The 20,684-nt window shown below is 64.6% G+C and carries 20 protein-coding genes and 1 tRNA gene; 14 read left to right on the top strand and 7 right to left on the bottom strand.

Annotated elements, in window-relative coordinates:
* Nucleotides 1-226: 226 nt before the first annotated feature.
* Nucleotides 227-2,881 (bottom strand): TonB-dependent receptor domain-containing protein, encoded by a 2,655-nt coding sequence (locus tag E5162_RS05750; RefSeq protein ID WP_135943964.1) that lies wholly within the window; start codon nucleotides 2,879-2,881, stop codon nucleotides 227-229.
* 191 nt (nucleotides 2,882-3,072) lie between these two features.
* On the opposite strand from E5162_RS05750, the gene E5162_RS05745 reads away from it, so the two are divergent.
* Nucleotides 3,073-3,148 (top strand) — tRNA-Phe (locus E5162_RS05745).
* A gap of 212 nt (nucleotides 3,149-3,360) precedes the next feature.
* Nucleotides 3,361-4,662, top strand: a complete 1,302-nt coding sequence (locus E5162_RS05740) for an HWE histidine kinase domain-containing protein (RefSeq protein ID WP_158291208.1) — start codon at nucleotides 3,361-3,363, stop codon at nucleotides 4,660-4,662.
* Between the two features lie 121 nt (nucleotides 4,663-4,783).
* Here E5162_RS05740 and E5162_RS05735 read toward each other — a convergent pair whose 3' ends face one another.
* Nucleotides 4,784-5,449, bottom strand: coding sequence for a Fe2+-dependent dioxygenase (locus tag E5162_RS05735; protein WP_135943962.1), 666 nt, complete (start codon nucleotides 5,447-5,449; stop codon nucleotides 4,784-4,786).
* 95 nt (nucleotides 5,450-5,544) lie between these two features.
* On the opposite strand from E5162_RS05735, the gene E5162_RS05730 reads away from it, so the two are divergent.
* The gene (locus E5162_RS05730) at nucleotides 5,545-6,447 is read left to right on the top strand and encodes a hypothetical protein (protein WP_135943961.1); all 903 of its coding nucleotides are present in this window, start codon (nucleotides 5,545-5,547) and stop codon (nucleotides 6,445-6,447) included.
* 157 nt (nucleotides 6,448-6,604) lie between these two features.
* On the top strand, nucleotides 6,605-7,171 hold the full coding sequence (locus E5162_RS05725) for an HdeD family acid-resistance protein (protein WP_135943960.1): 567 nt from the start codon (nucleotides 6,605-6,607) through the stop codon (nucleotides 7,169-7,171).
* Between the two features lie 58 nt (nucleotides 7,172-7,229).
* On the opposite strand, the gene egtB is transcribed toward E5162_RS05725, so the two are convergent.
* From egtB to E5162_RS05710, 3 genes are all read right to left on the bottom strand, one after another.
* Nucleotides 7,230-8,525, bottom strand: a complete 1,296-nt coding sequence (gene egtB, locus E5162_RS05720) for an ergothioneine biosynthesis protein EgtB (protein ID WP_135943959.1) — start codon at nucleotides 8,523-8,525, stop codon at nucleotides 7,230-7,232.
* 90 nt (nucleotides 8,526-8,615) lie between these two features.
* Nucleotides 8,616-8,936 (bottom strand): hypothetical protein, encoded by a 321-nt coding sequence (locus E5162_RS05715; protein ID WP_135943958.1) that lies wholly within the window; start codon nucleotides 8,934-8,936, stop codon nucleotides 8,616-8,618.
* A 51-nt stretch (nucleotides 8,937-8,987) separates the two neighbouring features.
* Complete coding sequence (locus tag E5162_RS05710; RefSeq protein ID WP_135943957.1) at nucleotides 8,988-10,292, bottom strand: pyridoxal phosphate-dependent aminotransferase; 1,305 nt, start codon at nucleotides 10,290-10,292, stop codon at nucleotides 8,988-8,990.
* Nucleotides 10,293-10,494: 202 nt separating this feature from the next.
* On the opposite strand from E5162_RS05710, the gene E5162_RS05705 reads away from it, so the two are divergent.
* On the top strand, nucleotides 10,495-11,469 hold the full coding sequence (locus E5162_RS05705) for an NADPH:quinone oxidoreductase family protein (protein WP_135943956.1): 975 nt from the start codon (nucleotides 10,495-10,497) through the stop codon (nucleotides 11,467-11,469).
* Nucleotides 11,470-11,472: 3 nt separating this feature from the next.
* Here the strand turns inward: E5162_RS05705 and E5162_RS05700 are convergent, their stop codons facing one another.
* A complete protein-coding gene (locus E5162_RS05700) occupies nucleotides 11,473-12,474 on the bottom strand; it encodes a LysR family transcriptional regulator (RefSeq protein ID WP_233342154.1) in 1,002 nt (333 codons plus the stop codon).
* Between the two features lie 104 nt (nucleotides 12,475-12,578).
* Between E5162_RS05700 and E5162_RS05695 the strand changes: the two genes are divergently transcribed.
* The 9 genes from E5162_RS05695 to E5162_RS05655 all read left to right on the top strand — a co-directional run bounded on the left by E5162_RS05695 (nucleotide 12,579) and on the right by E5162_RS05655 (nucleotide 20,306).
* Nucleotides 12,579-13,217 carry a hypothetical protein gene (locus tag E5162_RS05695; RefSeq protein WP_188634448.1) on the top strand — a complete coding sequence of 213 codons (639 nt, stop codon included), beginning with the start codon at nucleotides 12,579-12,581 and terminating at the stop codon, nucleotides 13,215-13,217.
* On the top strand, nucleotides 13,204-13,899 hold the full coding sequence (locus E5162_RS05690; protein WP_135943955.1) for a GNAT family N-acetyltransferase: 696 nt from the start codon (nucleotides 13,204-13,206) through the stop codon (nucleotides 13,897-13,899). The genes E5162_RS05695 and E5162_RS05690 overlap by 14 nt, the downstream gene beginning before the upstream one ends.
* A gap of 3 nt (nucleotides 13,900-13,902) precedes the next feature.
* Nucleotides 13,903-14,499 (top strand): cysteine hydrolase family protein, encoded by a 597-nt coding sequence (locus E5162_RS05685; RefSeq protein WP_135943954.1) that lies wholly within the window; start codon nucleotides 13,903-13,905, stop codon nucleotides 14,497-14,499.
* Between the two features lie 70 nt (nucleotides 14,500-14,569).
* Nucleotides 14,570-15,652, top strand: coding sequence for an isoaspartyl peptidase/L-asparaginase family protein (locus E5162_RS05680; protein WP_135943953.1), 1,083 nt, complete (start codon nucleotides 14,570-14,572; stop codon nucleotides 15,650-15,652).
* Nucleotides 15,653-15,655: 3 nt separating this feature from the next.
* A complete protein-coding gene (locus E5162_RS05675; protein ID WP_135943952.1) occupies nucleotides 15,656-16,294 on the top strand; it encodes a TIGR02466 family protein in 639 nt (212 codons plus the stop codon).
* An 88-nt stretch (nucleotides 16,295-16,382) separates the two neighbouring features.
* Nucleotides 16,383-17,525: a homogentisate 1,2-dioxygenase gene (locus E5162_RS05670; RefSeq protein ID WP_135943951.1), complete on the top strand. Its 1,143-nt coding sequence runs from the start codon at nucleotides 16,383-16,385 to the stop codon at nucleotides 17,523-17,525.
* The gene (locus tag E5162_RS05665) at nucleotides 17,522-18,544 is read left to right on the top strand and encodes a hypothetical protein (RefSeq protein ID WP_135943950.1); all 1,023 of its coding nucleotides are present in this window, start codon (nucleotides 17,522-17,524) and stop codon (nucleotides 18,542-18,544) included. The genes E5162_RS05670 and E5162_RS05665 overlap by 4 nt, the downstream gene beginning before the upstream one ends.
* Nucleotides 18,545-18,587: 43 nt before the next feature.
* Complete coding sequence (locus E5162_RS05660) at nucleotides 18,588-19,217, top strand: carbonic anhydrase (RefSeq protein ID WP_135943949.1); 630 nt, start codon at nucleotides 18,588-18,590, stop codon at nucleotides 19,215-19,217.
* Between the two features lie 75 nt (nucleotides 19,218-19,292).
* Nucleotides 19,293-20,306 (top strand): fumarylacetoacetate hydrolase family protein, encoded by a 1,014-nt coding sequence (locus tag E5162_RS05655; RefSeq protein ID WP_135943948.1) that lies wholly within the window; start codon nucleotides 19,293-19,295, stop codon nucleotides 20,304-20,306.
* 37 nt (nucleotides 20,307-20,343) lie between these two features.
* Here the strand turns inward: E5162_RS05655 and hspQ are convergent, their stop codons facing one another.
* Nucleotides 20,344-20,679 carry a heat shock protein HspQ gene (gene hspQ / locus E5162_RS05650; protein WP_135943947.1) on the bottom strand — a complete coding sequence of 112 codons (336 nt, stop codon included), beginning with the start codon at nucleotides 20,677-20,679 and terminating at the stop codon, nucleotides 20,344-20,346.
* Nucleotides 20,680-20,684: the final 5 nt, after the last annotated feature.

Genomic DNA, 20,684 nt, shown 5'->3' with positions numbered 1-20,684 from the left:
GTTGAGTATAACAGATTCCACTGTCCCGCGCGCTGAAGACGCCAGCCGGGCGCGGTAAGCCGTCACGCCCCTTTAAACCTGGTCAGGCCACCTCCGGCAGCCCCCCGGCCGCGCGCAATCTGACGATATCCTGTCTCGGCGGAGGTCAGGTCAATGGAAATCCATTGATTGGGGAGGCCGGTGACTCCTGCCACGCTGGCCAAGGCAATGCTGGCTCCCCGACCCCCTACCGCGCAAACTCCACCCTCAGATACGCCACGCGGCCGCGGGGATCGTGGACCTTGGTGTCGTAGCCAAGCGGGGTGTCGACGAAGGGGGCGGGCTCGTTGGTCAGGTTGAGAGCGCCGAGCACGAGGCGTCCGCGGTCCGGGCCGACGTCGAAATTATAGGCGAGCTGCAGGTCCAGCACCGTCCAGGCATCGATCGTCGCGCCGCCATTCTCGTCATCGGCATAGCTGGCGATATGGCGCAGACCCGCGCGCGACTGCCAGTTGGCATGGCGCCAGTCGAGCCAGGCGCTGGCGCGCCAGTCGGGCACGGAGCGGGCAAAATTGGTGAAGTTGCGATTGCCCGCCGCATCGACCGTGGTGCCCAGCACCGGATCGGTCAGGGTGAATTCGTCGATATAGCTCGCCTGCACGCCCCACCCCAGCGAGCCCAGCCCGATCTCGACCGGTGCGGCCGTCAGGCCGGCATCGAGCCCTTGCGCTTCGAGCGAGGGCGCATTGACGAAGCGCGCGCGCACCAGGCGCACATCGCCGATGGAGGAGAGCTCCACGCGCGGATCGTTATAGATTCCGTCATCGGCGAGATCGGCCGCCAGGATGGCGTTCGGATTCTCCTTCACGATCAACCCGTCATACTCGGCCCGCCACAGATCGATATTCGCCGTCAGGCCGCGCGCCTGCCACACCGCGCCCGCGGTCCACGTGTCGGCCGTTTCCGGGTCCAGGTCCGGATTGCCGACCGTGCGCACCGGCAGGAAGCTGGACGCAGAACCGGTATTGAGCGATTGCAGCGTCGTCGTCGCCGAGACCTGCTGGTGCAGGGAGGGCGCCCGGAAGGACTGCGCCCAGCTGGCGCGCAGGGTCAGCGCATCGCTCGCTTCGAACACCGCCGCGATCTTCGGGTCGGTGGAGGCAAAGCCGTCAATATCTTCGTAGCGTGCGGCCAGTTGCAGCTCGAGCCGGTTCGTGACCGGCACAATCGCGTCGGCGAACACGGCGTGCGCATCGCGCTCGCCCTCATAGTCCGGCCCGCCGATGATGAAGAGGAAATTGTCCGCGTTGAAGTCGGCGCCATGATCGACGCGCAGCGTCTCGCGGCGCAGCTGCAGGCCGAGCGCCGCGCTGACATCGCCGGCGGGCAGGGCGGCGAGCGCCGGTGTGCTGGCGACCGCTTCGACCACGCCGAGATCAGCACGCGAGCTGCGCACATCCTCGCCGATGATATAGTCGAGGACGGCCGGGCTGTTATAGCGCGGATCGGCGGGGTCGCGCACCACCGCGCCCGACCCGAACGGGTTGAAGTAATAGCATCCCGCGCTCTGGTCGCCCGCGCTGGCCGCGCCGGCGCCGGGACAGTCCGCGCCGCCGAAGCCGGCCAGCGCCGCGTCGAAATTGTCCGCCAGCGTATCGGTGATCGTGGCGCGCAGATCGTTGCGCGAATAGGTCGTGTTCAGTTCCAGCGTGACCGGCATCGCGCCCCAGCTGACGTCCTGCGCGATTTCGCCCGCGACGCGCCAGGTCTCGTGATTGAAGCGGCGCCGCGCCGCGCCCGCGCTCGCGCCCAGCGGACGGCCGAGCCAGACCACGTCCTCGCCGAACGGATTGCCGGGCAGGCCGGCATCGAGCAGGGGGAAGTTCAGATTGGGCAGGGAGGGCGAGTTGCCGCGCTCCACCGACTGGTCCGCCCCGCTGACGCGCAGGGCGTAGCGCACATCCCCGGCGTCTCCCGTCAGCGCGGCAAAGGCCTGCAGGCGCTCTTCCTGCGTGACGAGCGAGAAGAACTGGCCGTAATCGACCTGGCAGCTGCCCGGCGTGCCGGTCGCGTCGTCCGGCCCGGCCCGGTTCAAAATGCCGCCGCCCGCCTCGCACAGCGGATCGGCATAGCTCGCCATGCCCTGGCTCGGGACCAGATAGCTGCCCGGCTGGCCCAGCGACAGGCCGGTGCCCGGCACGAAATCGGTCTCGAACCCCTCCAGACCCTGCCGGTCCAGCCATTCCACGGCCGCCGTCAGGTGGAGACCGGCGCCAATTTCGCCCCCGGCAATGGCGGCCAGCTCATAGCCCGCGCCAGAGCCCTCATACTCGGTCGGTCCGCGCAGTTCGGCGGTCAGCTCGAACCCGGAGAAGTCGTCGCGCGTCATGACATTGACCACACCGGCCACCGCGTCCGATCCGTAGACCGGCGAGGCGCCGTCTTTGAGCACCTCGACGCGCGAGATCGCGATGCCGGGCACCAGGGCGTTCAGATCGACAAAGCTCGCCCCGTCATCGGCCGAGACGCTGGCCACGGTCTGGCGCTGTCCGTTCATGAGGACCAGGGTCGAGCCGAGCCCCAGCCCGCGCAGATTGACGCTGGACGTGCCCGACGTGTCGTTCTGCGTGCCGGGATCCTCGTTGAACTCCGATCCGGTGATCGAGGGCAGGAAGGCGAGCGCGTCGCCGAGATCGGCAAACCCGGCCGCCTCGATGTCCTCGCGCCCGATCCGGGTCACCGGACGGTCGGTGACCGAGGCCCCCGGCGCGCGTCCGCCGATCACCGTGACCACGTCCTTATCCCCGCCTGCCGCCTGGGCCAGGGCCGGGGAGAAGCCGGAAGACAGGGTCATCGCAGTTAGCGGTAAAATGGCGGCAGACAGCATGAGGCGCGCAGTCATGATATGTCCTGGTAACGGTTTGAGGAGCAGGGTTGATGGCGAGGTAGCAGCCTCGCCCCGCACCGGCAAGGCGCACGGCCGGGCGCACTGACAAAGCGGTGAGAAAGCCGCGTTTGAGGCATGGACAGCGTCATTTCAGTTTCTTATAAACCGCGCTCTCGCCAGCCGCCGTCGCGCGGTCTGGTCCGGGCGCCCGGGTAGCTCAGTTGGTAGAGCAGCGGATTGAAAATCCGCGTGTCGGTGGTTCGAATCCGCCCCCGGGCACCACTTCCCTCCCATCGTTTCATTAACCTCTCACGCGTTTTTCTCGCAGCGCAGGCGCGAGATTAGCTTCCTCTGTCACGCGTTCTGATATACTAATAATGGACGCCAAGGGGTTGAATGCGTTGGATCGTCGGGGGAATGCGCCAGCAGGGACACACCGCAGCGCCGCCAGCCGTGGCCCTGCCGGTCGCGGAGCGTCTCTCCTCGATCACATCATGGCCTTTGCCGCGCGTCTCGATACCGACGGACGGGTCCTAGACGTCAATCAACCCGCGCTCGAACTCGGGGATACCTCCGGGGACGACGTGCTGGGCAAACCCTTCTGGGAGTGCTTCTGGTGGAGCTACGATCCCGCCATCCAGTCTGAACTGCGTGAAGAAATCCGGCAGGCCGCAAACGGGGTGACGATACGCCGTGATGCCGAATGCCGGATGACGGGCGACCGGCTCGTGGCGATCGATTTCCAGCTGGCCCCGCGCCGCGACGAGTCCGGCCGGGTCGTCGACCTGGTCGCGTCGGGTGTCGACATTACCGAACGCAAGGCAAGCGAGCGGCGCCTGGCCGCCAGCGAAGCCCGCCTGCGGTCGGTCTTCACCTCGATCGATCAGGGCTATTGCCTGTGCGAGATCGAAACGGACGAGGCGGGATGCCCGATCGACTACCGGTTCGTCGAAGTGAACCCGTTATTCGAGGAAATGACGGGATTACACGACGCGCAGGGGCGCACCGCGTTCGACCTTGTCCCCGGCCTGGAGCGCCACTGGCTGGACGACTATGTACGGGTCGCGCTCGACGGCGAGACGCTGCGCTTTGAAAGCGAGTCCGAGGCGATGGGCCGCGTGTTCGACGTGTTTGCGGCTCCGGTCGAGCCGCGCGGTCACTTTGTGTTAGTTTTCAAAGACATAACAAAGACCAAAGAGGATGAGAAGCATCGCGCCCTGCTGGCTGGCGAGCTCAATCACCGGGTCAAGAATTCGCTGGCGACGATCCAGGCCATGGCCAACCACACCTTGCGCACGGCCTCGGATCTGGACTCCTTCGGCCAGGTCTTCTCCGGCCGCCTGCAGGCCATGGCCTCGGCGCACGATGTCACCTTCAGCAAGGACGGGGAGGGCGCCGCTGACCTGCATAGCCTGATCGAGGCCCAGCTCGGACCCCATGCGCCGTCGGAGCCTGAACGGCTGCGGCTGGACGGGCCGCGGATCAACCTTGCATCCACGCTCGCGCACGGCCTGGCGCTGGCCCTGCACGAGCTTGTGACCAACGCCAGCAAGTATGGCGCCTTCTCCAACGAGGCCGGCATCCTGGATCTCGGCTGGACGCTCGAGCGCCAGGACGGCGACCGGGTTCTGGTCCTGACCTGGCGCGAATCCGGCGGTCCACCCGCCCCGCCGCCCGAACGCGAGGGCTTTGGCACGCAGCTCATCACCGCGACGGTCAAGCATTCGCTGGGCGGCGAATTTCATCGTGAATTCAAGCGCGAAGGTCTGCTCGTCACGATCCGCGTTCCGCTCTAGAATATTTTCAGCAAAAGTGGGAACCGGTTTTGCGGTTCGAAAATGTTCCAGAACAATCGATTAGAGCAAATTCGTCGACTCTGAATTCGATGAGTTTGCTCTAGACGCCCGGCGCGCGCTCTCAGAGCTCCGCCCATTGGCGCAGCAGATTGGCCTTCGTCTTCAACAGCCTGTCCAGGATCGCGTCCGGCGCCTGGGTCTCGTTCAGCGCGCGGATCGTCTGGTCGAGGTCGAACAGGATTTCGCGTTGGTCGCCGCGCCGGATCAGGCTCTGGATCCAGCCCACGACCGCCAGGCGCTCGCCGGACGTGACCTGGGCCACACGGTGCAGCGCGCCGGTCGGGTAGACCACGGCCTGGCCGGGCTCCAGCTTGACCGCCGTCTCGCCCTCCAGCCCGTCAATGATGAGCTCGCCGCCCTGATAGCTGTCGGGCGCGCTCAGGAAGAGCGTGAAGGAGAGGTCGGCCCGGTGCCCGCTCATGACCGCGTCATCGACGTGCAGGCCATACTCCATGCCCGGCTTGTAGCGTGAAACCAGCATGCGGAATATGGATTTGGGCTGGGCGTAGGGTGCGAACAGGACGTGGCGCTCCAGCGCCAGGCGCACGTCGCGGCGCAGCGCGTCCAGCTTGGGTCCCGCCTTGGCCTGCTCGTTCGATTTGACCCGCTTCGCGGCCCAGCCGGCCGTCGCCTTGCCATCCTCGAACGCCGCGCTGTCACTGGCGATCAGGCCGGTCAGGCGGGTCACGTCGTCGGGGGTGAGAACCTGGTCGAGCAGGACGGTCATGGCATGAATGTGCGAATGATTGTTATTGTCATGGATGGACTCGTGATCTATCTAGGCCGCAATGACAAGCCAAGCAGACAGGAGCGTATCGCACCATGGGTATTCGTAAAACGCCACGCCTTCTCGCAGGCGTCAGCGCCATTGCCATTCTGGGTGCGGCCGGTTGCGGCGAGTCGCCGGAGGCCGAAACCGGCACGGCGCCGCAGTCTCAGAGCGGGCAGTCCGGCGCGGAATCCGCACCGGAGTCCGGGTCCCCAAGCGATGGCGCGGCCGAAGCGGCCCCCAACTACGCCATGGCGGGCGAAGGTGAGGGCGAAGGCGCGGGCGGTAATTCGGGCGGCGAGTTCGGGATCGACCCCGAGGCCGCGGCGAACGACCCGGTTATCTACCTGACCGCGCTCGAAGTCATGCGCGCACACTATGTGGCCGGCCTGGCCGCACTGGAGGCCGGCGAGCGCTCGGCGGGCGCGGCGATGTTCGCCCACCCGATTTCGGAGATCTATGTCGACCTCGAGCCGGTCATCGAGGAACGCGGCGTGGAGAGCTTCATCGACACGCTGAACGCCGCGTCGGTTGCTCCGTACGAAGGCGCAAGCGACAGCGAGATCGAAGCACGCGTGAACGACGTGCTCGCGGCGCTCGACCGCGCCGAGGCCGCCGCTCCGGCCTCCGACGATATGGTGGAAGTCCATGCCCGCGTGCTGGCCGACCTGATCGAACGCGCCGCCTTGCAATATGAATTCGCGCGCCGCGAGCCGGCAGCGGGCGAGGCCTATCTGGACGGTTACGGCTTTGCCCACACCGCAGCCCAGTGGGCCGACGCGCACATGGCCGAAATCGAGGGCGAGCATGGCGAGTTTGCAGAAGGTGCGCGCACCGCGCTTGAGCGCCTGCTGGCCGTCTTCGAAACGCCTGTCCCGCCGGAGAGCTATGCCTACACTGCCGACGAGGTGGTTGAAGCCAGCAACGCCGTTCAGTCCGCGCTTTCCAGGCTTTAGGCCGAGCGGACACATCCGGTCTGAAGAAGGGCGGTCCCGGCGGGGCCGCCCTTCTTGTTTCGCGCCCTGTTTCGCGCCGGCCGCGCGCCAGGAATTTGGAACCTCGGCTTTTGTCGTCGGTTCCCCCTGAAACCCGCAGTTTCAAGGAGGGCTTTCCATGTCGCGTCTCGACGAAAATGTGAAAACCACCATGGTCGCGCCGACCCGGACGACAGCCAGCCTTCTCGGCGTCCTCATGGTGGTGCTGGGCGTGCTGTCGATCGTGTTTTCCTATGCCGCCACTTTCGTGCTGACCGTCCTGATGGGCGCGCTCCTTCTGGCGGCGGGCCTGATCCAGCTTTTCGATGCCTTTTCAAGGCGCACGGCCGGTGACACGGCTCTGGAATTTTTCGTCGGTGTCATCTCCATCGTTGCCGGCATGCTGATCCTGGCCTCGCCGGCCATCGGCATTCTGTCGTTGACCGTCGTTCTGGGCATTTTCTTCGCGATCGACGGGCTCAGCCGTTTCTATTTCGCGTTCCGGCCCGCCTCCCAGTCCCGGCGCACCTGGCTGATGCTGGGCGGCGTGCTCAGCCTTATCCTGGCGGCCCTGATCCTGTTCGGCCTTCCAGGAAGCGCGAGCTTCACGATCGGACTGCTCTTCGGGATTTACGCCCTGTTCCTTGGCTTCTCGGTCTTCGTGATCGGCCGGAGCGTGAGCCGGGCCATCGAACGCGAGGCTTGAGCCACGCCCGGCCTCTCGCGCAGAAAAAAGCCCCGGCGCCCTCGCCGGGGCTTTTCCCCTAGGCGATCAGTTTCTTGGCCAGCCTTATCCCGCTGAACTGCCAGCGCGCGGCCGGGGGAAAGAAATTGCGATAGGTCTCGCGAATATGTTCCGCCGGGGTGGCCGCGCTCCCGCCGCGCAGGACCTGCTGGCTCGACATGAACTTGCCATTGTATTCGCCCACCGCGCCCGAAGGCGCCTCGTATCCGGGATAGGCTTCATAAGCGCTGGCGCTCCATTCCCAGACCCCGCCGATCACCGCCTGGGCCTCTTGGGTCCCGTTCAGCGCGCCGGGATGGCAGCGCGCGTCTTCGAACAGGAGCGAACCGCGAACCGGATGGTGCCGGGCGAGCAGCTCGAGCTCGTGTTCGGCCGGCAGCCGGCGTCCGGCCCATTCGGCAAAGGCGGAGGCCTCGTAACCACTTACATGGCAGACCGGCTCGTCGTCATTGAGCGGCCGCAAGCCCGCCAGCCTGTATTCCTCCCACCCCGTCTCGGCTTCGCGCCAGTAGAGCGGGTAGCGGATCGAATTGGCGTTGATGAAGTCCCAGCCGTCCGAAAGCCACAAGGAGGGCGTCCGGTAACCGCCATCCTCCACGAAGGCGCGAAATTCGCGATTCGTGACCGGACGGTTCGCGATTTCAAAGTCATAGGCGTAGCGTTTGTGACGCGGATACTCGTTGTCGTAGGCGAAGCCAGCGCCATGGGCGCCCAGCTCAACGACACCGCCCTCAAAGCCCAGCCAGTTTATTTCGCCGGTGCCGTGCCCGGCAGCCTGCGGGCCGCGTTGCTCGTAGGGAGCGAAGGGGCGGGGCGAGCGCGACAGCACGTGCTTGATGTCGGTGCAGATCAGTTCCTGGTGCTGTTGCTCGTGATTGATGCCCAGCTCGATCAGGGGCGCCAGCTCCGACCACTCATTATCGCTGACCGTCTCGATCAGCTCGGCGGTGATCTTCGTGATTCGCTGGCGGTAGGCTTCGACCTCGCGCAGCAGGGGGCGCGATAGCAGGCCGCGATCGGGACGGCTCCAGCGCTTGCCGAGCGCCTCGTAATAGGAGTTGTAGAGAAAGCCGTGCAACGCGTCGGCGCGCTCGTAGCCGGCCTTGAAGCGCAAGGCGATGAAGGTCTCGAAAAACCAGGTCGTATGGGCAAGATGCCACTTGGTGGGACTGACATCGTCCATGGTCTGGACCTGGCAGTCTTCGGGTTCCAGCGGCTCGGTCAGCGACTCGGTCTGGGCGCGGGTCCGCTCGAACCGCTCCCTCAGGACCGCCCGGTCTTCCAGGTCCGTTCGCATGGCAAGGGCGGGGTGCATGAGGCCTCCAATTCGGTCGTCTTCGCCAGTATTTCGCGGCGTCAGCGCAGGAACAAGACTAGAACGCAGAGCCGATTTGTCGACCCGGATCTATACGCTGAAGAACTCTCGCCAGATCACGATCACCACCGCGCCCTGAAACCAGATTGTCAGAGCGAAGCTGGTCGCACCGAACAATGCCGCGCCCATGAGGGCCAGCGCCCGCACGGGTCGCTGGAGGCGGGCCTGCCAGCGTTCGGAACGCGTGGCGTATGGTGAGGTGATGATCTCGTTGATGTCGTCAAAGCCGCCCCGCAGCAGCATGGCCGCGATCCAGAGGAGAGAGAACGCCCAGACCCATTGCATGATCCGGATCCAGGTTTGCATAACCGGGTCCTGCAGCAGGTCGTTCCATGGCAGGTCAAACGGCATGCATCACCTCCGCGCAAGCGCGTGCAGCCTAGCTCACGCAGACCTGCCCGCCTAGCGCGCAACCCAATCGCACAGCGCGTCGATCCCGTTTGCCACCCGCGGCGCGATCGTCCGCACGAACGCCTCGTCCAGCGTCTGGCCGGGCTCAATGGCGTCGAGCGCTGCCTGGCCGTCAAAATCGACAAAGGCGAGCCGCAGGGACAGCTCATGAGTGGATCGTCCGAAGGCGGAGCCGGGCAGGGTCGCGACCCCGGTCTCTTCGAGCAGGCGTTCACACAGCGCGGTGCTGTCGCCAATGCCGCGTGCTTGCAGCTGTTCGCGATGCGCGGAGAAGTCCGGGAAGGCATAGAACCCGCCCCGGATCGGGTTCAGCCGGGCTCCGGCGCCTTCCAGCTTGATGGTGGTGAAGCGGGCGATCGCCTCCAGGATGCGCCGCGACTTGTCGAGGTAGAGGTCCATTTCCGGACCGCCTTCGAACGCGGTGATAGCGGCGTGCTGGATGGGGGCAGAGACCGAGGTGTAGGTTTCGCTCGCCACCGAGGCCATGGCGTCCCTCAACCAGCCCAGCGCTTTGGGAAAGGCGAGGAATCCGAGACGCCAGCCTCCCGCTCCGGCCCATTTGGAGATCCCGTCGGAGATGATCGTGCCGCCGCGATAGATGCGCGCAGCCGAGACATGGCGGCCATCGAACTGAACTCCGCCGTAAATCTCGTCTGATAGCAACAACATGCGGTAGCGCTGCGCGGTTTCGGCAATCTCGGTCAGGGCTTCGCGTGTGTAGGCAGTGCCGGTCGGATTGCCAGGAGAATTCAGGATGAGCAGGCGCGGGCGTTCCGGGTCGCGAGCACATACCGTATCGAGCCCGCGTGCCGTCACGCCCTGCCCGTGCTCGATCTCGGTTGGAAGCCAGGTCACGCGGCGCCCCAGTATCTCGGCCTGTGGCGCGTACGAGACCCAGCTGGGCGTCGGGATGACCAGATCGCCGTAATAGGCCAGCTGGAGCAGGAACATCAGCTCCTTCGTGCCCGGGCCGATCAGGATATCTTCCGGCTCGAAATCGAGGCCCTGAGTGCGATGCAGATACCCGCAAATGGCGGCACGCAAGGCCGGAAGTCCCTGGACGGGAAGATAGTCCTTCTGATGCGCATTGCTGGCGAGTGCACGCTGCATGATGTCCGGGACCGGAAAGGGCGACTGGCCGAGGCCGAGCCGGCAGACGGTGCGGCCCTGCGCGGCCAGCCGCGCCGAGCGCTCATTGATTGCCAACGTCGCCGACAGTCCCAGGCCGCGCACATTCAGGCTGAGCTGGATACTGGGCGAGACCGGTCCGAGGTCGGCGGAAAAGGTGTCGGGCATGGGGCGCTCCGCCTGTGGCATCGAGAGCGTGTCAGGATGGCGGCGCGGTGCTCCGCCGTCTAGCCGGAGACGCGGGGAAAACTTGCCGCGGTCGCTGTGGCGGCGCTGTCCTGTGAGCCATCGCGATCGTGCATTGCGATGGCGGCCCCGCGGCCTTTATGGTCGTGCCCAAGCAACGTTAACCCAATGGAGAATAGCCCCCATGCGCGCTTTGGTCTGTGAAGAGTTTGCCCCGTACGAGGAGCTGTCGGTTCACGACGTGCCGGATCCCGAGCTGGCCGAGGGCATGGTCATGGTCGACGTCAAGGCGGCCGGGGTGAACTTCCCGGATGTGCTCCTCGTTGAGGGCAAATACCAGATGAAGCCGCCGACGCCTTTCGTGCCGGGTATGGAGGCGTCCGGGGTTGTGTCAGCGCTGGGCGAGGGCGTCCAGGGTGTGGAAATCGGGCAGCGCGTGATCGTGGCCACGATGCTGGGCGCGTTCGCGGAGAAGGTTCCTGCTGCGGCCAACCAGCTTGTGCCGATGCCGGATTCGATGAGCTTTGAGGAAGGCGCTGCTTTCACGACGATTTACGGCACGAGCTATCATGCCCTCAAGCAGCGCGCCGACCTGAAGAAGGGCGAGACGATCCTCGTCCTTGGCGCCGCAGGCGGCGTGGGTCTGGCCACGGTCCAGATTGCAAAGGCGATGGGCGCCACGGTGATTGCCGCCGCCTCCAGCGCGGAGAAGCTCCAGATCGCCAGCGACGCCGGTGCCGATCACCTTATCAACTATGCCGAGGACGACCTGAAGAAGGCGGTGAAGGAGCTGACCGGCGGCAAGGGCGTCGATGTCGTCTACGATCCGGTCGGGGGCGATCTGGCCGAGCCGGCGCTGCGCGCAACCGGATGGGGCGCGCGCTATCTGGTTATCGGGTTTGCGGCCGGAGACATCCCCAAGATTCCGCTCAATCTGGTCTTGCTGAACAGCCGCGATATTCGCGGCGTGTTCTGGGGCTCCTGGGCAGGCCAGTTCCCGCGCGAGAACGCCCAGAACATCAAGGAATTGTTCGACCTTTACGAGGCCGGAAAGATCAAGCCGCGCATTTCGGCGAGCTATGATCTTGAAGAGTTCAAGCAGGCCTTCGCCGACATTATGGAGCGCCGGGTCAAGGGCAAGGTGGTGCTGACCACCTGACCCCTACTTGACGATTCTGGGCTTCGGCCGCTCGCCGCGTGCGGTGACGGTTTCGACCTCGCTGAATTCGGCGGGCGGCACGAAGTCCTTTCGGAACCACGGATATTTCGCCGTGTCGAAAATATCGTCGAGCCATTCGAGGACCTTGCGGACCCGCGTCACGCGGCGTTGCTCGGGGTGGTAGAACATCCACAGCTTGACCGGGATGACCAGGTCGAGATCGAGGAAGACCAGGTCCGGGAAGCGCTGCGCGATATAGGTCGGGGCCATCGCGATGATGGAGCCTGACCGGATGGCTTCAAGCAGGACCGAGCTGGAATCGGTGGTCAGCGAGGGTTTCATCATCTTCTTGATCGCCTGGGCGTCGCTGGGCCAGGCGTCGCGTGTTTCCTCTTCGTAGCTGACCAGGTCGCCGAGCCGGTGCATCAAGGCGTCCACTAGGCCGTCCGGCCGTCCGTACGTGTCGAGATAGGCACGTGACGTGAACGGCACGAAGTGGAGCGTGGCCAATTCCTTAGGCACCAGGTCCATGCGCTTGTTCTGGGTGTATTGAAGCGTCACATCGGCATAGGGGTCGATGGGCTTCTCTCCCGCCTGGACCGTGGACAGCTCGAGCTTGATGAGCGGATTGGCCTCCACGAAGCCGGGAAGCTGCTTGGCGATCCAGTAGCTGGCGATTCCGTCCGGGGCCGTGACGCGCACGCGACCGGCCTCGGCCATGTCGGCCTGTCCCGCGACTCGCCCGATATCGTTGGCGGTACTTTGCATGGTCTGGACCAGCGTCCAGATGCGCTCGCCGACATCAGTCAGTTCCACGCCGTCGGCGCCGCGCGTCACAAGGCGCGCGCCGATGCGCATTTCAAGCTGCTCAAGCCGGCGACTCACTGTTGGCTGGACCACACCAAGAAGTCGCGCAGCCTTGCTCATCGAACCGGCAGACACCAGGGCGTGGAAGATTTTCAGGTCGTTCCAGTCGAATCGAGGTTCTCGTTCTGAACTGGACACTGATCAGCCTCCTGCTTTTTTACGCATGGGGTCCATTCCACTTTTGGTGCAGCGCGGCGCTCTAGAATTCGTTAAAGTTTTATTAACGGGTAGGCGAGGGCTGCATGACTGTACACACACGCTTTAGTGGAGCGCCGCGTTCGGACCAACCGCGCAACGCGCTCCTCAAGCAGATTTTGAGTCGCCGCGGTTTTGAGACCGCATTTGATCTAAGCACCATTGAGGCAGCGTTAACAGTCGGCGATAGCGTTCTGGGCGGCGGGCATGCCGATCCGCGCACCGTTCAGGCCTGCGAGGAGAAGACCCGCCGGTGCTTCTTCGTACGCCGCGACGCCGCTGGCGTGGTGGAGGGCTTCATCGCGCTGCTCTATCTCAACCGCGCCGGTTACCTGGCGCTGGTCGACGGGCAATTTTCACCTGTGCAGCCTCGGCTCGAACACCTGACCGACGCCGATGAGGACGCGGCGGCCATCTACGTCTGGTGTCTGGCCGGCCGGGGCGAAGAGACGCGCCGTGCGCTGGTGCGCGCCGTGACCGAGGCTCGCCGCCGCGCCTTCGAGCATATTCCGCTCTTTGCCCGCCCCGTGAGCCGCGAGGGCCGGATGATGACGGCCGCGCTAGACGCGCCCAACGGGCCCACGGCCTGGCTGGGCTGGATCCCCCAGGCTCAAATCCCCGAAGATCGCCAGCCCGACGTGTCTGAGCCTATAGAAGAGGGGGTGTCCGCCGATGGACGGATCTAGACCGGACGATTTCAACCGGGGCCCGGGACCCGTCACGGTTCGCGTGGTGCGCACGCTCGACGAGTTTCAGAAGATCGTGGCGATGCGCGCCCTGATCTACATGGCCGAGCAGGATTGCCCGTACGACGAGGAGTTCGACGGCAATGACCTGGCCGGCGCGACCCACCTGCTGGCCGAGATTAATGGCGAGCCGGTCGGATGCATGCGCGTGCGCTGGTTCTGCGAATTCGCCAAGGTCGAACGGTCCTGCGTGCGGCCCGACTACCGGTCTCACCGGATCGGTTATGTGATGATGGACCGGGCGATCGACCTGATCCGGGCCAAGGGCTACCGCAAGGTTCTGGGCCACGCCCAGGACCATCTTGTCGGCTACTGGGAGCGCTATGGCCTGCTCCCGCGAGAAGACCGCAAGACATTCGTATTCTCCGAGCGCTCCTACCGCGAAGTGCTCGGCGTATTCCCCGAACGAGAGGATGCCCTGACGCTGGATGTCGACCCGCTCATTCTGGATCGGCCTGAAGGCGCATGGGATCGGCCCGGGCCGCTTGACCGGTCCATAGCCCGGGGCGCAAAGTCCGGCGCACAAACTCAATCTGCGCAGAGTGAGACGGCGCGGTCGAAGGCTGGTGCCGGCACTTCCGGTGCCGGTCGCAGGAAGACCGGGCGCAAGGAAAAGGTCTAGATCATGAAACTTGGGGCTCCCATCCTGCTATGCATGGATCTTCAGCAGGAGTTTGTTGTGCCCGGTCGTCCCTGGGCTGATCCCGAAGGAGAAGAGATCGCTGAGATCTGCGTCACCGTACTGCGCGCCGCGCGCGAGGCCGGGTGGACGATCATTCATAGCCAGCTTCACCGCGGGGGTCCGATGCTTGACGGGCAGGGGCTGCACCAGTCGATCCCTGGATGCGAGCCCAAGCCCGGAGAGGTCTTGCTGCGCCGTGCCGGAATTTCCGCCTACGCCCATCCCGAACTTGATTCCATCATGCAGGGTGCAACCAGCGGAGTGGTTATGATCGGGTTTTCCGCGCCGATGTCGTTGACCACCACGCTTTATGATGCGGAAGACCGCGGCCAGCCGCTCAAGCTGCTGGAAGAGGCCTGCGGCTCGGCCGAGGTCGGCGACTGGAGCGCAGAACACACGCGCGGCCTGTGCATCGCCACGGCGCGAAAACTCAACCGCTCGGTCACACGCGATGATTTCGCCGATGTTTTCGGCGTGCGTATCCCCCATGAAATGCACCTTCGTACGCTGGCCAAGTCGCGTCTGCGTATCGTCCCGTAGGCGCTTGGCGCTTGCAGCTGTGTGCTTCGGCTGGTTTGTTTCATGCAATACGAACACGGGGAGGGTGTCGATGTTCTTTCATAGCGTAGCCGGTATTGTGATCGGACTGGCCGCTGGCCTGGGCCAGATGGAGATGGCTTCTGCAGATGGTGACCGCGAGCCCGCCTGGTCGATCGTGGTTCACGGCGGTGCCGGCGTGATCGAACGCGGCGACATGGATGAAGCCACGGAGACCGCTTATCGCGAGGCGCTCGAGGCTGCGGTCACCCGGGGCGGAACCCTGCTGCGCGAGGGGCGCTCGGCCCAAGAGGTCGTGGAACTCGTGATCCGCGATTTCGAAGACGATCCGAAATTCAATTCGGGGCGCGGCGCGGTCTTTACCGCCCAAGGCACCAACGAGCTTGATGCCTCCATCATGCGCGGTTCCGACCTTGCCGCCGGCGCCGTTGCCGGCGTGCGCGAGGTTCGTCACCCCATCTCGCTTGCAATTGCCGTGATGGAAGACAGCCCGCATGTGATGTTGTCGGGTGAGGGCGCTGAGGCTTTCGCCCTCGAGCAGGGCCTTGAGGTCGCTCCGCCCTCTCATTTCTTTACCGAGCGCCGCTGGCAATCGATGGAGCGCGCCCTGCGCAATCAGGGACTGCCTGTGCCCGCGCGGCCCGAAGGCGTCCCGGCACCAGAGCCGATCGAGGAAGGTGCGCTTGACCTGATGGAACGCGAACACGCGTTCGGCACGGTCGGTGTTGTCGTGAAGGACCGCAACGGGGACACGGTTGCAGGCACCTCGACTGGCGGGACGACCGCCAAACGCTGGGGCCGCATCGGGGATTCTCCGGTGATTGGCGCCGGCACCTATGCCATCGGCGATTGCGGCGTGTCGGCGACGGGGACGGGGGAGTATTTCATCCGCCTCGCGGTTGCGGCGCGCATCTGCACGAACGCCCGGGATGGTGTGCTTGACGCTGCCCAGGCCGGCCAGCTGGCTGCGGATCGTGTGATCCAGGCCGACCTGACTGCCCTCGGGGGCGATGGCGGCATTGTCATGCTCTATCGAGGCGTGCCGGTGTGGAGCTTTAACACGCCAGGCATGTACCGTGCCTCGCTGGTAGAGGGTGAAGAGCCGCGCGTGGCCATCTACGCGGACGAGGGCTGACGCGTGCCGGAGCCGGTTCTGCGCAATGTCTTCGCCACTCCGGTTATTGAGGCAGTCCTGGATGCCATGCCGGACCAGATCGGTACATTGAAAAGCACAATCCTGGAGCGCAGGCAAACTCACCCCGGTCAGGCATCGCGGTCCAATATTCTTGGCTGGCATTCCGATTCCAAGATGATCGAATGGGCCGGGAGCCCCGCTCAGCAGCTTGCCCGTTCCACGCTCGAAACCTGTATCGGCTACACTCACGATCTGGGGCGCGGCAAGGATGCCGGCCCGCGGTTCGAGTTCGGGATGGAGATGTGGGCCAATGTCTCTCCAGCCGGGGCGTCCAACCAGATGCATGCCCACCCGGGATCGTTCTGGTCGGCTGTCTTCTACGTGGACGATGGTGGGGATCCCGACGAGGGGCAGCTGGTGCTGCTCGATCCGCGCTTTCCCACCAATCGTGTGGCAGCGCCTGACATTGCCATGGGTGAACCGCCGGACCCCGGTCAGCCGCTGTCTCAGCTCCTGATCCGTCCTGAGATCGGCAAGGTGGTGATATTCCCGTCTTGGCTGATGCACGCGGTCCGCCCTCATAACGGCCCGCGCGACCGGATTTCCATCGCGATGAATATTCTCGTCAGACAGGTTGCTTAGTGGCGCCGGGCAGGGCACGGGGCTTTTAATTAGTTGCAAATGTAACTAGTTTCACGAAGACGCTTCTCGTTTCTGAACGGAGACTCCCATGGCCCGGAAATGGATTTACGCCTCGCGCCGTGAAGGCATCGCCTCGCGCCAGGCTCACGCAGACATGCCCGAAGGTACGTTCGAGCGCGAGATGAGCAAGGAGGGCTTCTTCGGCCCCGCCGCCTTCCTCCATCACAAGAACCCGCCGACGGGATGGACCGATTTCGACGGGCCGCTGAAACCGCGCGCCTTCGATCTGAACCGGCTCAATATCGCGGAGGCTTCGCCCTGGCAGTCCTCGCGCGTCCTGAATAATGCCGCGTGCGATATCCGCTTCTGGAAGCTCTCAGGCGCCATGCAGACGCTGGCGCGCAATGGGGACGGCGACCAGCTTCTCTTCATTCACGCCGGCAAGGGCGATCTCTATTGCGATTTCGGCCATCTGGCGTACGAACCGGGCGATTACATCATTCTGCCGCGCGGCACGATGTGGCGCCTGGCGCCGGACGACGAGACGGCGGTTCTGATGATCGAGGCCACCAACACCCACTACACGCTTCCCGACAAGGGGCTGGTGGGTCCGCACGCCATCTTCGATCCCGCGATGCTCGACGTTCCCGAGATGGATGACGCGTTCCGCGACCAGCAGGCCGAGGCCGGCGAATGGCGCGTCGAGGTGAAGAAGCGCGGCGAGGTCAGCACGATCACCTACCCGTACAACCCGCTTGACGCCGTCGGCTGGCATGGCGAGCTGCACCCGGTGCGGCTGAACGTCCGCGACATCCGGCCTCTGATGAGTCACCGCTATCACCTGCCGCCGAGCGCCCACACGACCTTCCTGTCGGATCGCTTTGTGGTGTGTACCTTTGCGCCGCGCCCGTTCGAAAGCGATCCGGGTGCGCTCAAGGTGCCGTTCTTCCACAATAACGACGATTACGACGAAGTGCTGTTCTACCATGCCGGCGATTTCTTCAGCCGGGACAATATCGATGCCGGCATGATGACCTTCCACCCGAGCGGCTTCACGCACGGGCCGCATCCCAAGGCGTTGAAGAACATGCTCAAGCAGACCAAGGAAGCGACAGACGAATACGCGGTGATGATCGATACGCGCGATCCGCTCGATGTCGGTGAGGGCGCGGCGAGCGTGGAGAATCCCGACTACGTGAATTCGTGGCGGCATCGTGAGCCGGCCGAGTGAGCGCACGCGATCTGATCCTCGACCCGGACTGGCATCTGGATGCGCTCGACCTTCAGGCTGGGCAGGCTGTCTTCGTCAAAGCATCGCGTAGCCTGCTGGAGGAGACCCCGTTCCTTGATGATCGGCTCGACCGAAGCGGTCTGGAGAGTCGGTCCGTCAGCCTGCAGGACTTGGCCAGGGCGGATATTTCCGCCCCCGCCCATTCCCCAGTCTTCATCTGGCATTCTGCATTTTGCGGGTCCACGCTCCTGGCCCGGCTGCTCTCCGGGACCGGGCATGGCCTGTGCCTGCGAGAGCCGGGCGTGCTCATGGCACTCTCCAGTCTCAAGCGGCATAATCATGCCGACGCGTTCCGCTCGCTGACTCCCGTGGTGTTCAAGGCGCTCGCCCATCAGGCCGGCCACGGCGAGCGCGTGATTTTCAAGCCGACGAACATCGTCAACAATCTTATCCTGGAAGCCGCACAGATATTCCCTGAGTCCCGCAACATCTTCATGACGAGTGAGCTCAGAGAGTTCCTGATCTCGATCGCGAAGAAGAATGAGTCCGGACGCGCGTTTGCACGCCGGATCTATGCCATGTTCGCACGGGACGGGTTGCGTGCCGGGTCGATCCCTCCCGACCAGGCCTTGTCTCTGACCGACATGCAGATCGCGGCACTGGTCTGGCTGATGGAGGTCGAGCAGATGCGCGCCGCCCAGACAGCATTGCCGGCCGAACGCTCCGCCTGGCTGGATGGCGACCGCTTCATCGGTGCGCCAGCCCCCGCACTGAAGGCGGCGAGCGCGTACTTCGAGCTTGGCTTCGACCCCGAGGAGATCGACACTCTCGTGAGCGGGCCTACGCTCAATCGCGATGCGAAGGACCCCGGCCGCGCCTACGGCGCCGGAGACCGCGCCCGCGAAGCGGATCGGATAACCGAGGCTATGGGGCCGGACCTGCAACGCATTGTGGATTGGGCGTTCAAGGTCTTGCCCGATATCCCGCGCGCCGACTATCTCGCACGCGCTCTGGTTTGATCGGATGCAGGCGAACAGACCCGGGCAGCAGGAGAAGAAAGCAATGACAATCCCCGATCCGCTTCGCGCGGGCTTTGAACGGTTTCGAGTCAGTCAGTTTGAGTCCCAGCGCCGCGTGTGGCGCGAGCTGGCCAAGGGCCAGAAACCGCACGCGCTGGTGATCGGCTGCGCCGATAGCCGAGTTGACCCGGCCGCCATCTTCGATGCCGGGCCGGGCGAGCTGTTCATCGTGCGCAATGTGGCCAACCTCGTGCCCCCTTATGAGCCGGATTCAGGCCACCACGGGGTCTCCGCGGCGCTGGAGTTTGCGGTCAAGACCTTGGGCATCGAACATGTCGTCGTGCTTGGTCACAAGGATTGCGGCGGCGTCCATGCGGCCGTGACCGGGGCTGCGGAAGGCACGGAGTTTGTTCATCGATGGATCAGCCCGCTTCAGTCAGCCCTCAGCGAAAGCCGCCATCACTGCGGATATGACGCGCCGACCGAGACGCTCTGCAACGATCTTGAATTGCGGTCGGTTCAGCATTCCCTGGACCGTCTGCTGAAATTTCCGTTCGTCGCCAAGGCAGTCGAGGCTGGGACGCTCGCTCTTCACGGTGCGCGGTTCGGCATCGCTGACGGCCAGCTGGAGTGGCTTGAGCGCAATGAAGGCTTTCAGCCCGTGAGCATTTGACGTTCCCGCGCGTTTGTCCCACGCACGGGCCTTGAAGGTGGACCCGACTTTTCCTGCTAGACGGAGACCTGCATAATGAAACTCGCTTCTCTCAAGAACGATACGCGCGATGGCCGCCTGGTCGTGGTCAGCAAGGATCTGACCTGGTGCGCGGACGCGACCCATATTGCTCCGACGCTGCAGGCTGCGCTGGACGACTGGGATCGCGCCGAGCCGGCGCTGCGCTCGCTGGCCGATGAATTGATGCGGGAGGCGATCCCGCGCGAGCGCTTCCATGAGCACGACGCCCTCTCGCCCTTGCCGCGATCCTTCCAGTGGGCGGACGGATCGGCCTACGTCAATCACGTGGAGCTCGTGCGCAAGGCGCGGGGCGCCGAGATCCCGGAGAGCTTCTGGACTGATCCGCTCATGTACCAGGGCGGCTCTGATGCCTTCCTCGCGCCGCGCGCCCCCATTCCGCTTGGCGATGATAGCTGGGGCTGTGATTTCGAGGCCGAAGTGGCCGTGGTGACCGGGGACGGTCCCCAGGGGCTTTCTGCCGACGAGGCGAAATCCAGGATCCGGCTCATCATGCTGGTCAACGACGTCTCCCTGCGCGGTCTCATCCCGGGCGAGCTGGCCAAGGGGTTCGGCTTCTTCCAGTCCAAGCCGCCGAGTGCGTTCAGCCCGGTTGCCGTAACGCCGGACGAGCTGGGCGAGGCCTGGGATGGCCACAAGGTGCATCTTCCCCTGCGCTCCACCTTGAATACCCGGCTGTTCGGCGAGCCCGAGTGCCATGTCGACATGACATTCGATTTTCCCCAGCTCGTGGCCCATGCCGCCAAGACGCGTCCGCTGACCGCCGGCACGATCGTCGGATCGGGCACGATCTCGAACAAGCTGGATGACGGTCCCGGCAAACCGGTCGATGAAGGTGGCAAGGGCTATTCCTGCATCGCGGAGATCCGGATGATCGAGACGATCAAGGACGGCTCTCCGAAGACGCCATTCATGACGCCGGGCGACACGATCCGGATCGAGATGGCCGACAAGGATGGCAAGTCCATCTTTGGAGCCATCGAACAGGAAGTCGTTCGCTACAGCCGCTAGCGACCACCTCAACCCCGGGCCTGACGGCCCGGGGTTTTCAGTTGAGGGGGGCGGAGCCGGCCTTGAGCACGTAGCGCGAGCCGTCAAAGCCTTCGAACAGCTCGATCGTTCGCGGATGACGCACCGCGCCGTTATGCGCGTCCGGCAGAAGGTTCTGTTCGGACACGTACGCCACGTAGTGGCTTTCCTCATTCTCGGCCAGCAGATGATAGAAGGGCTGGTCGCGACGCGGACGGATCGCGTCGGGGATGGCCTGGTACCAGTCCTCCGAGTTGGCGAATTCAGGATCGACGTCGAATATGACGCCGCGAAACGGAAACATCCGGTGGCGCACCACGTCGCCAATGGAGAATTTCGCGTCTCTTGCCTGCATGACCG

Source organism: Marinicauda pacifica (assembly GCF_004793635.1).
Taxonomy (GTDB): Bacteria; Pseudomonadota; Alphaproteobacteria; order Caulobacterales; family Maricaulaceae; genus Marinicauda; species Marinicauda pacifica.
The sequence above is the reverse complement of the archived record's forward strand: the minus strand, read 5'-3'. Positions and strand labels throughout refer to the sequence as shown.

What these genes read in the sequence shown, in the direction of transcription:
- hspQ (WP_135943947.1), bottom strand. Translation starts at nt 20,679, where the DNA reads ATGCAGGCAAGAGACGCGAAATTCTCCATTGGCGACGTGGTGCGCCAC.
- E5162_RS05685 (WP_135943954.1), top strand. Translation starts at nt 13,903, where the DNA reads ATGAAACTTGGGGCTCCCATCCTGCTATGCATGGATCTTCAGCAGGAG.
- E5162_RS05750 (WP_135943964.1), bottom strand. Translation starts at nt 2,881, where the DNA reads ATGACTGCGCGCCTCATGCTGTCTGCCGCCATTTTACCGCTAACTGCG.
- E5162_RS05710 (WP_135943957.1), bottom strand. Translation starts at nt 10,292, where the DNA reads ATGCCCGACACCTTTTCCGCCGACCTCGGACCGGTCTCGCCCAGTATC.
- E5162_RS05705 (WP_135943956.1), top strand. Translation starts at nt 10,495, where the DNA reads ATGCGCGCTTTGGTCTGTGAAGAGTTTGCCCCGTACGAGGAGCTGTCG.
- E5162_RS05725 (WP_135943960.1), top strand. Translation starts at nt 6,605, where the DNA reads ATGTCGCGTCTCGACGAAAATGTGAAAACCACCATGGTCGCGCCGACC.
- E5162_RS05715 (WP_135943958.1), bottom strand. Translation starts at nt 8,936, where the DNA reads ATGCCGTTTGACCTGCCATGGAACGACCTGCTGCAGGACCCGGTTATG.
- E5162_RS05740 (WP_158291208.1), top strand. Translation starts at nt 3,361, where the DNA reads ATGGCCTTTGCCGCGCGTCTCGATACCGACGGACGGGTCCTAGACGTC.
- E5162_RS05735 (WP_135943962.1), bottom strand. Translation starts at nt 5,449, where the DNA reads ATGACCGTCCTGCTCGACCAGGTTCTCACCCCCGACGACGTGACCCGC.
- E5162_RS05690 (WP_135943955.1), top strand. Translation starts at nt 13,204, where the DNA reads ATGGACGGATCTAGACCGGACGATTTCAACCGGGGCCCGGGACCCGTC.
- E5162_RS05660 (WP_135943949.1), top strand. Translation starts at nt 18,588, where the DNA reads ATGACAATCCCCGATCCGCTTCGCGCGGGCTTTGAACGGTTTCGAGTC.
- egtB (WP_135943959.1), bottom strand. Translation starts at nt 8,525, where the DNA reads ATGCACCCCGCCCTTGCCATGCGAACGGACCTGGAAGACCGGGCGGTC.
- E5162_RS05680 (WP_135943953.1), top strand. Translation starts at nt 14,570, where the DNA reads ATGTTCTTTCATAGCGTAGCCGGTATTGTGATCGGACTGGCCGCTGGC.
- E5162_RS05670 (WP_135943951.1), top strand. Translation starts at nt 16,383, where the DNA reads ATGGCCCGGAAATGGATTTACGCCTCGCGCCGTGAAGGCATCGCCTCG.
- E5162_RS05695 (WP_188634448.1), top strand. Translation starts at nt 12,579, where the DNA reads ATGACTGTACACACACGCTTTAGTGGAGCGCCGCGTTCGGACCAACCG.
- E5162_RS05655 (WP_135943948.1), top strand. Translation starts at nt 19,293, where the DNA reads ATGAAACTCGCTTCTCTCAAGAACGATACGCGCGATGGCCGCCTGGTC.
- E5162_RS05730 (WP_135943961.1), top strand. Translation starts at nt 5,545, where the DNA reads ATGGGTATTCGTAAAACGCCACGCCTTCTCGCAGGCGTCAGCGCCATT.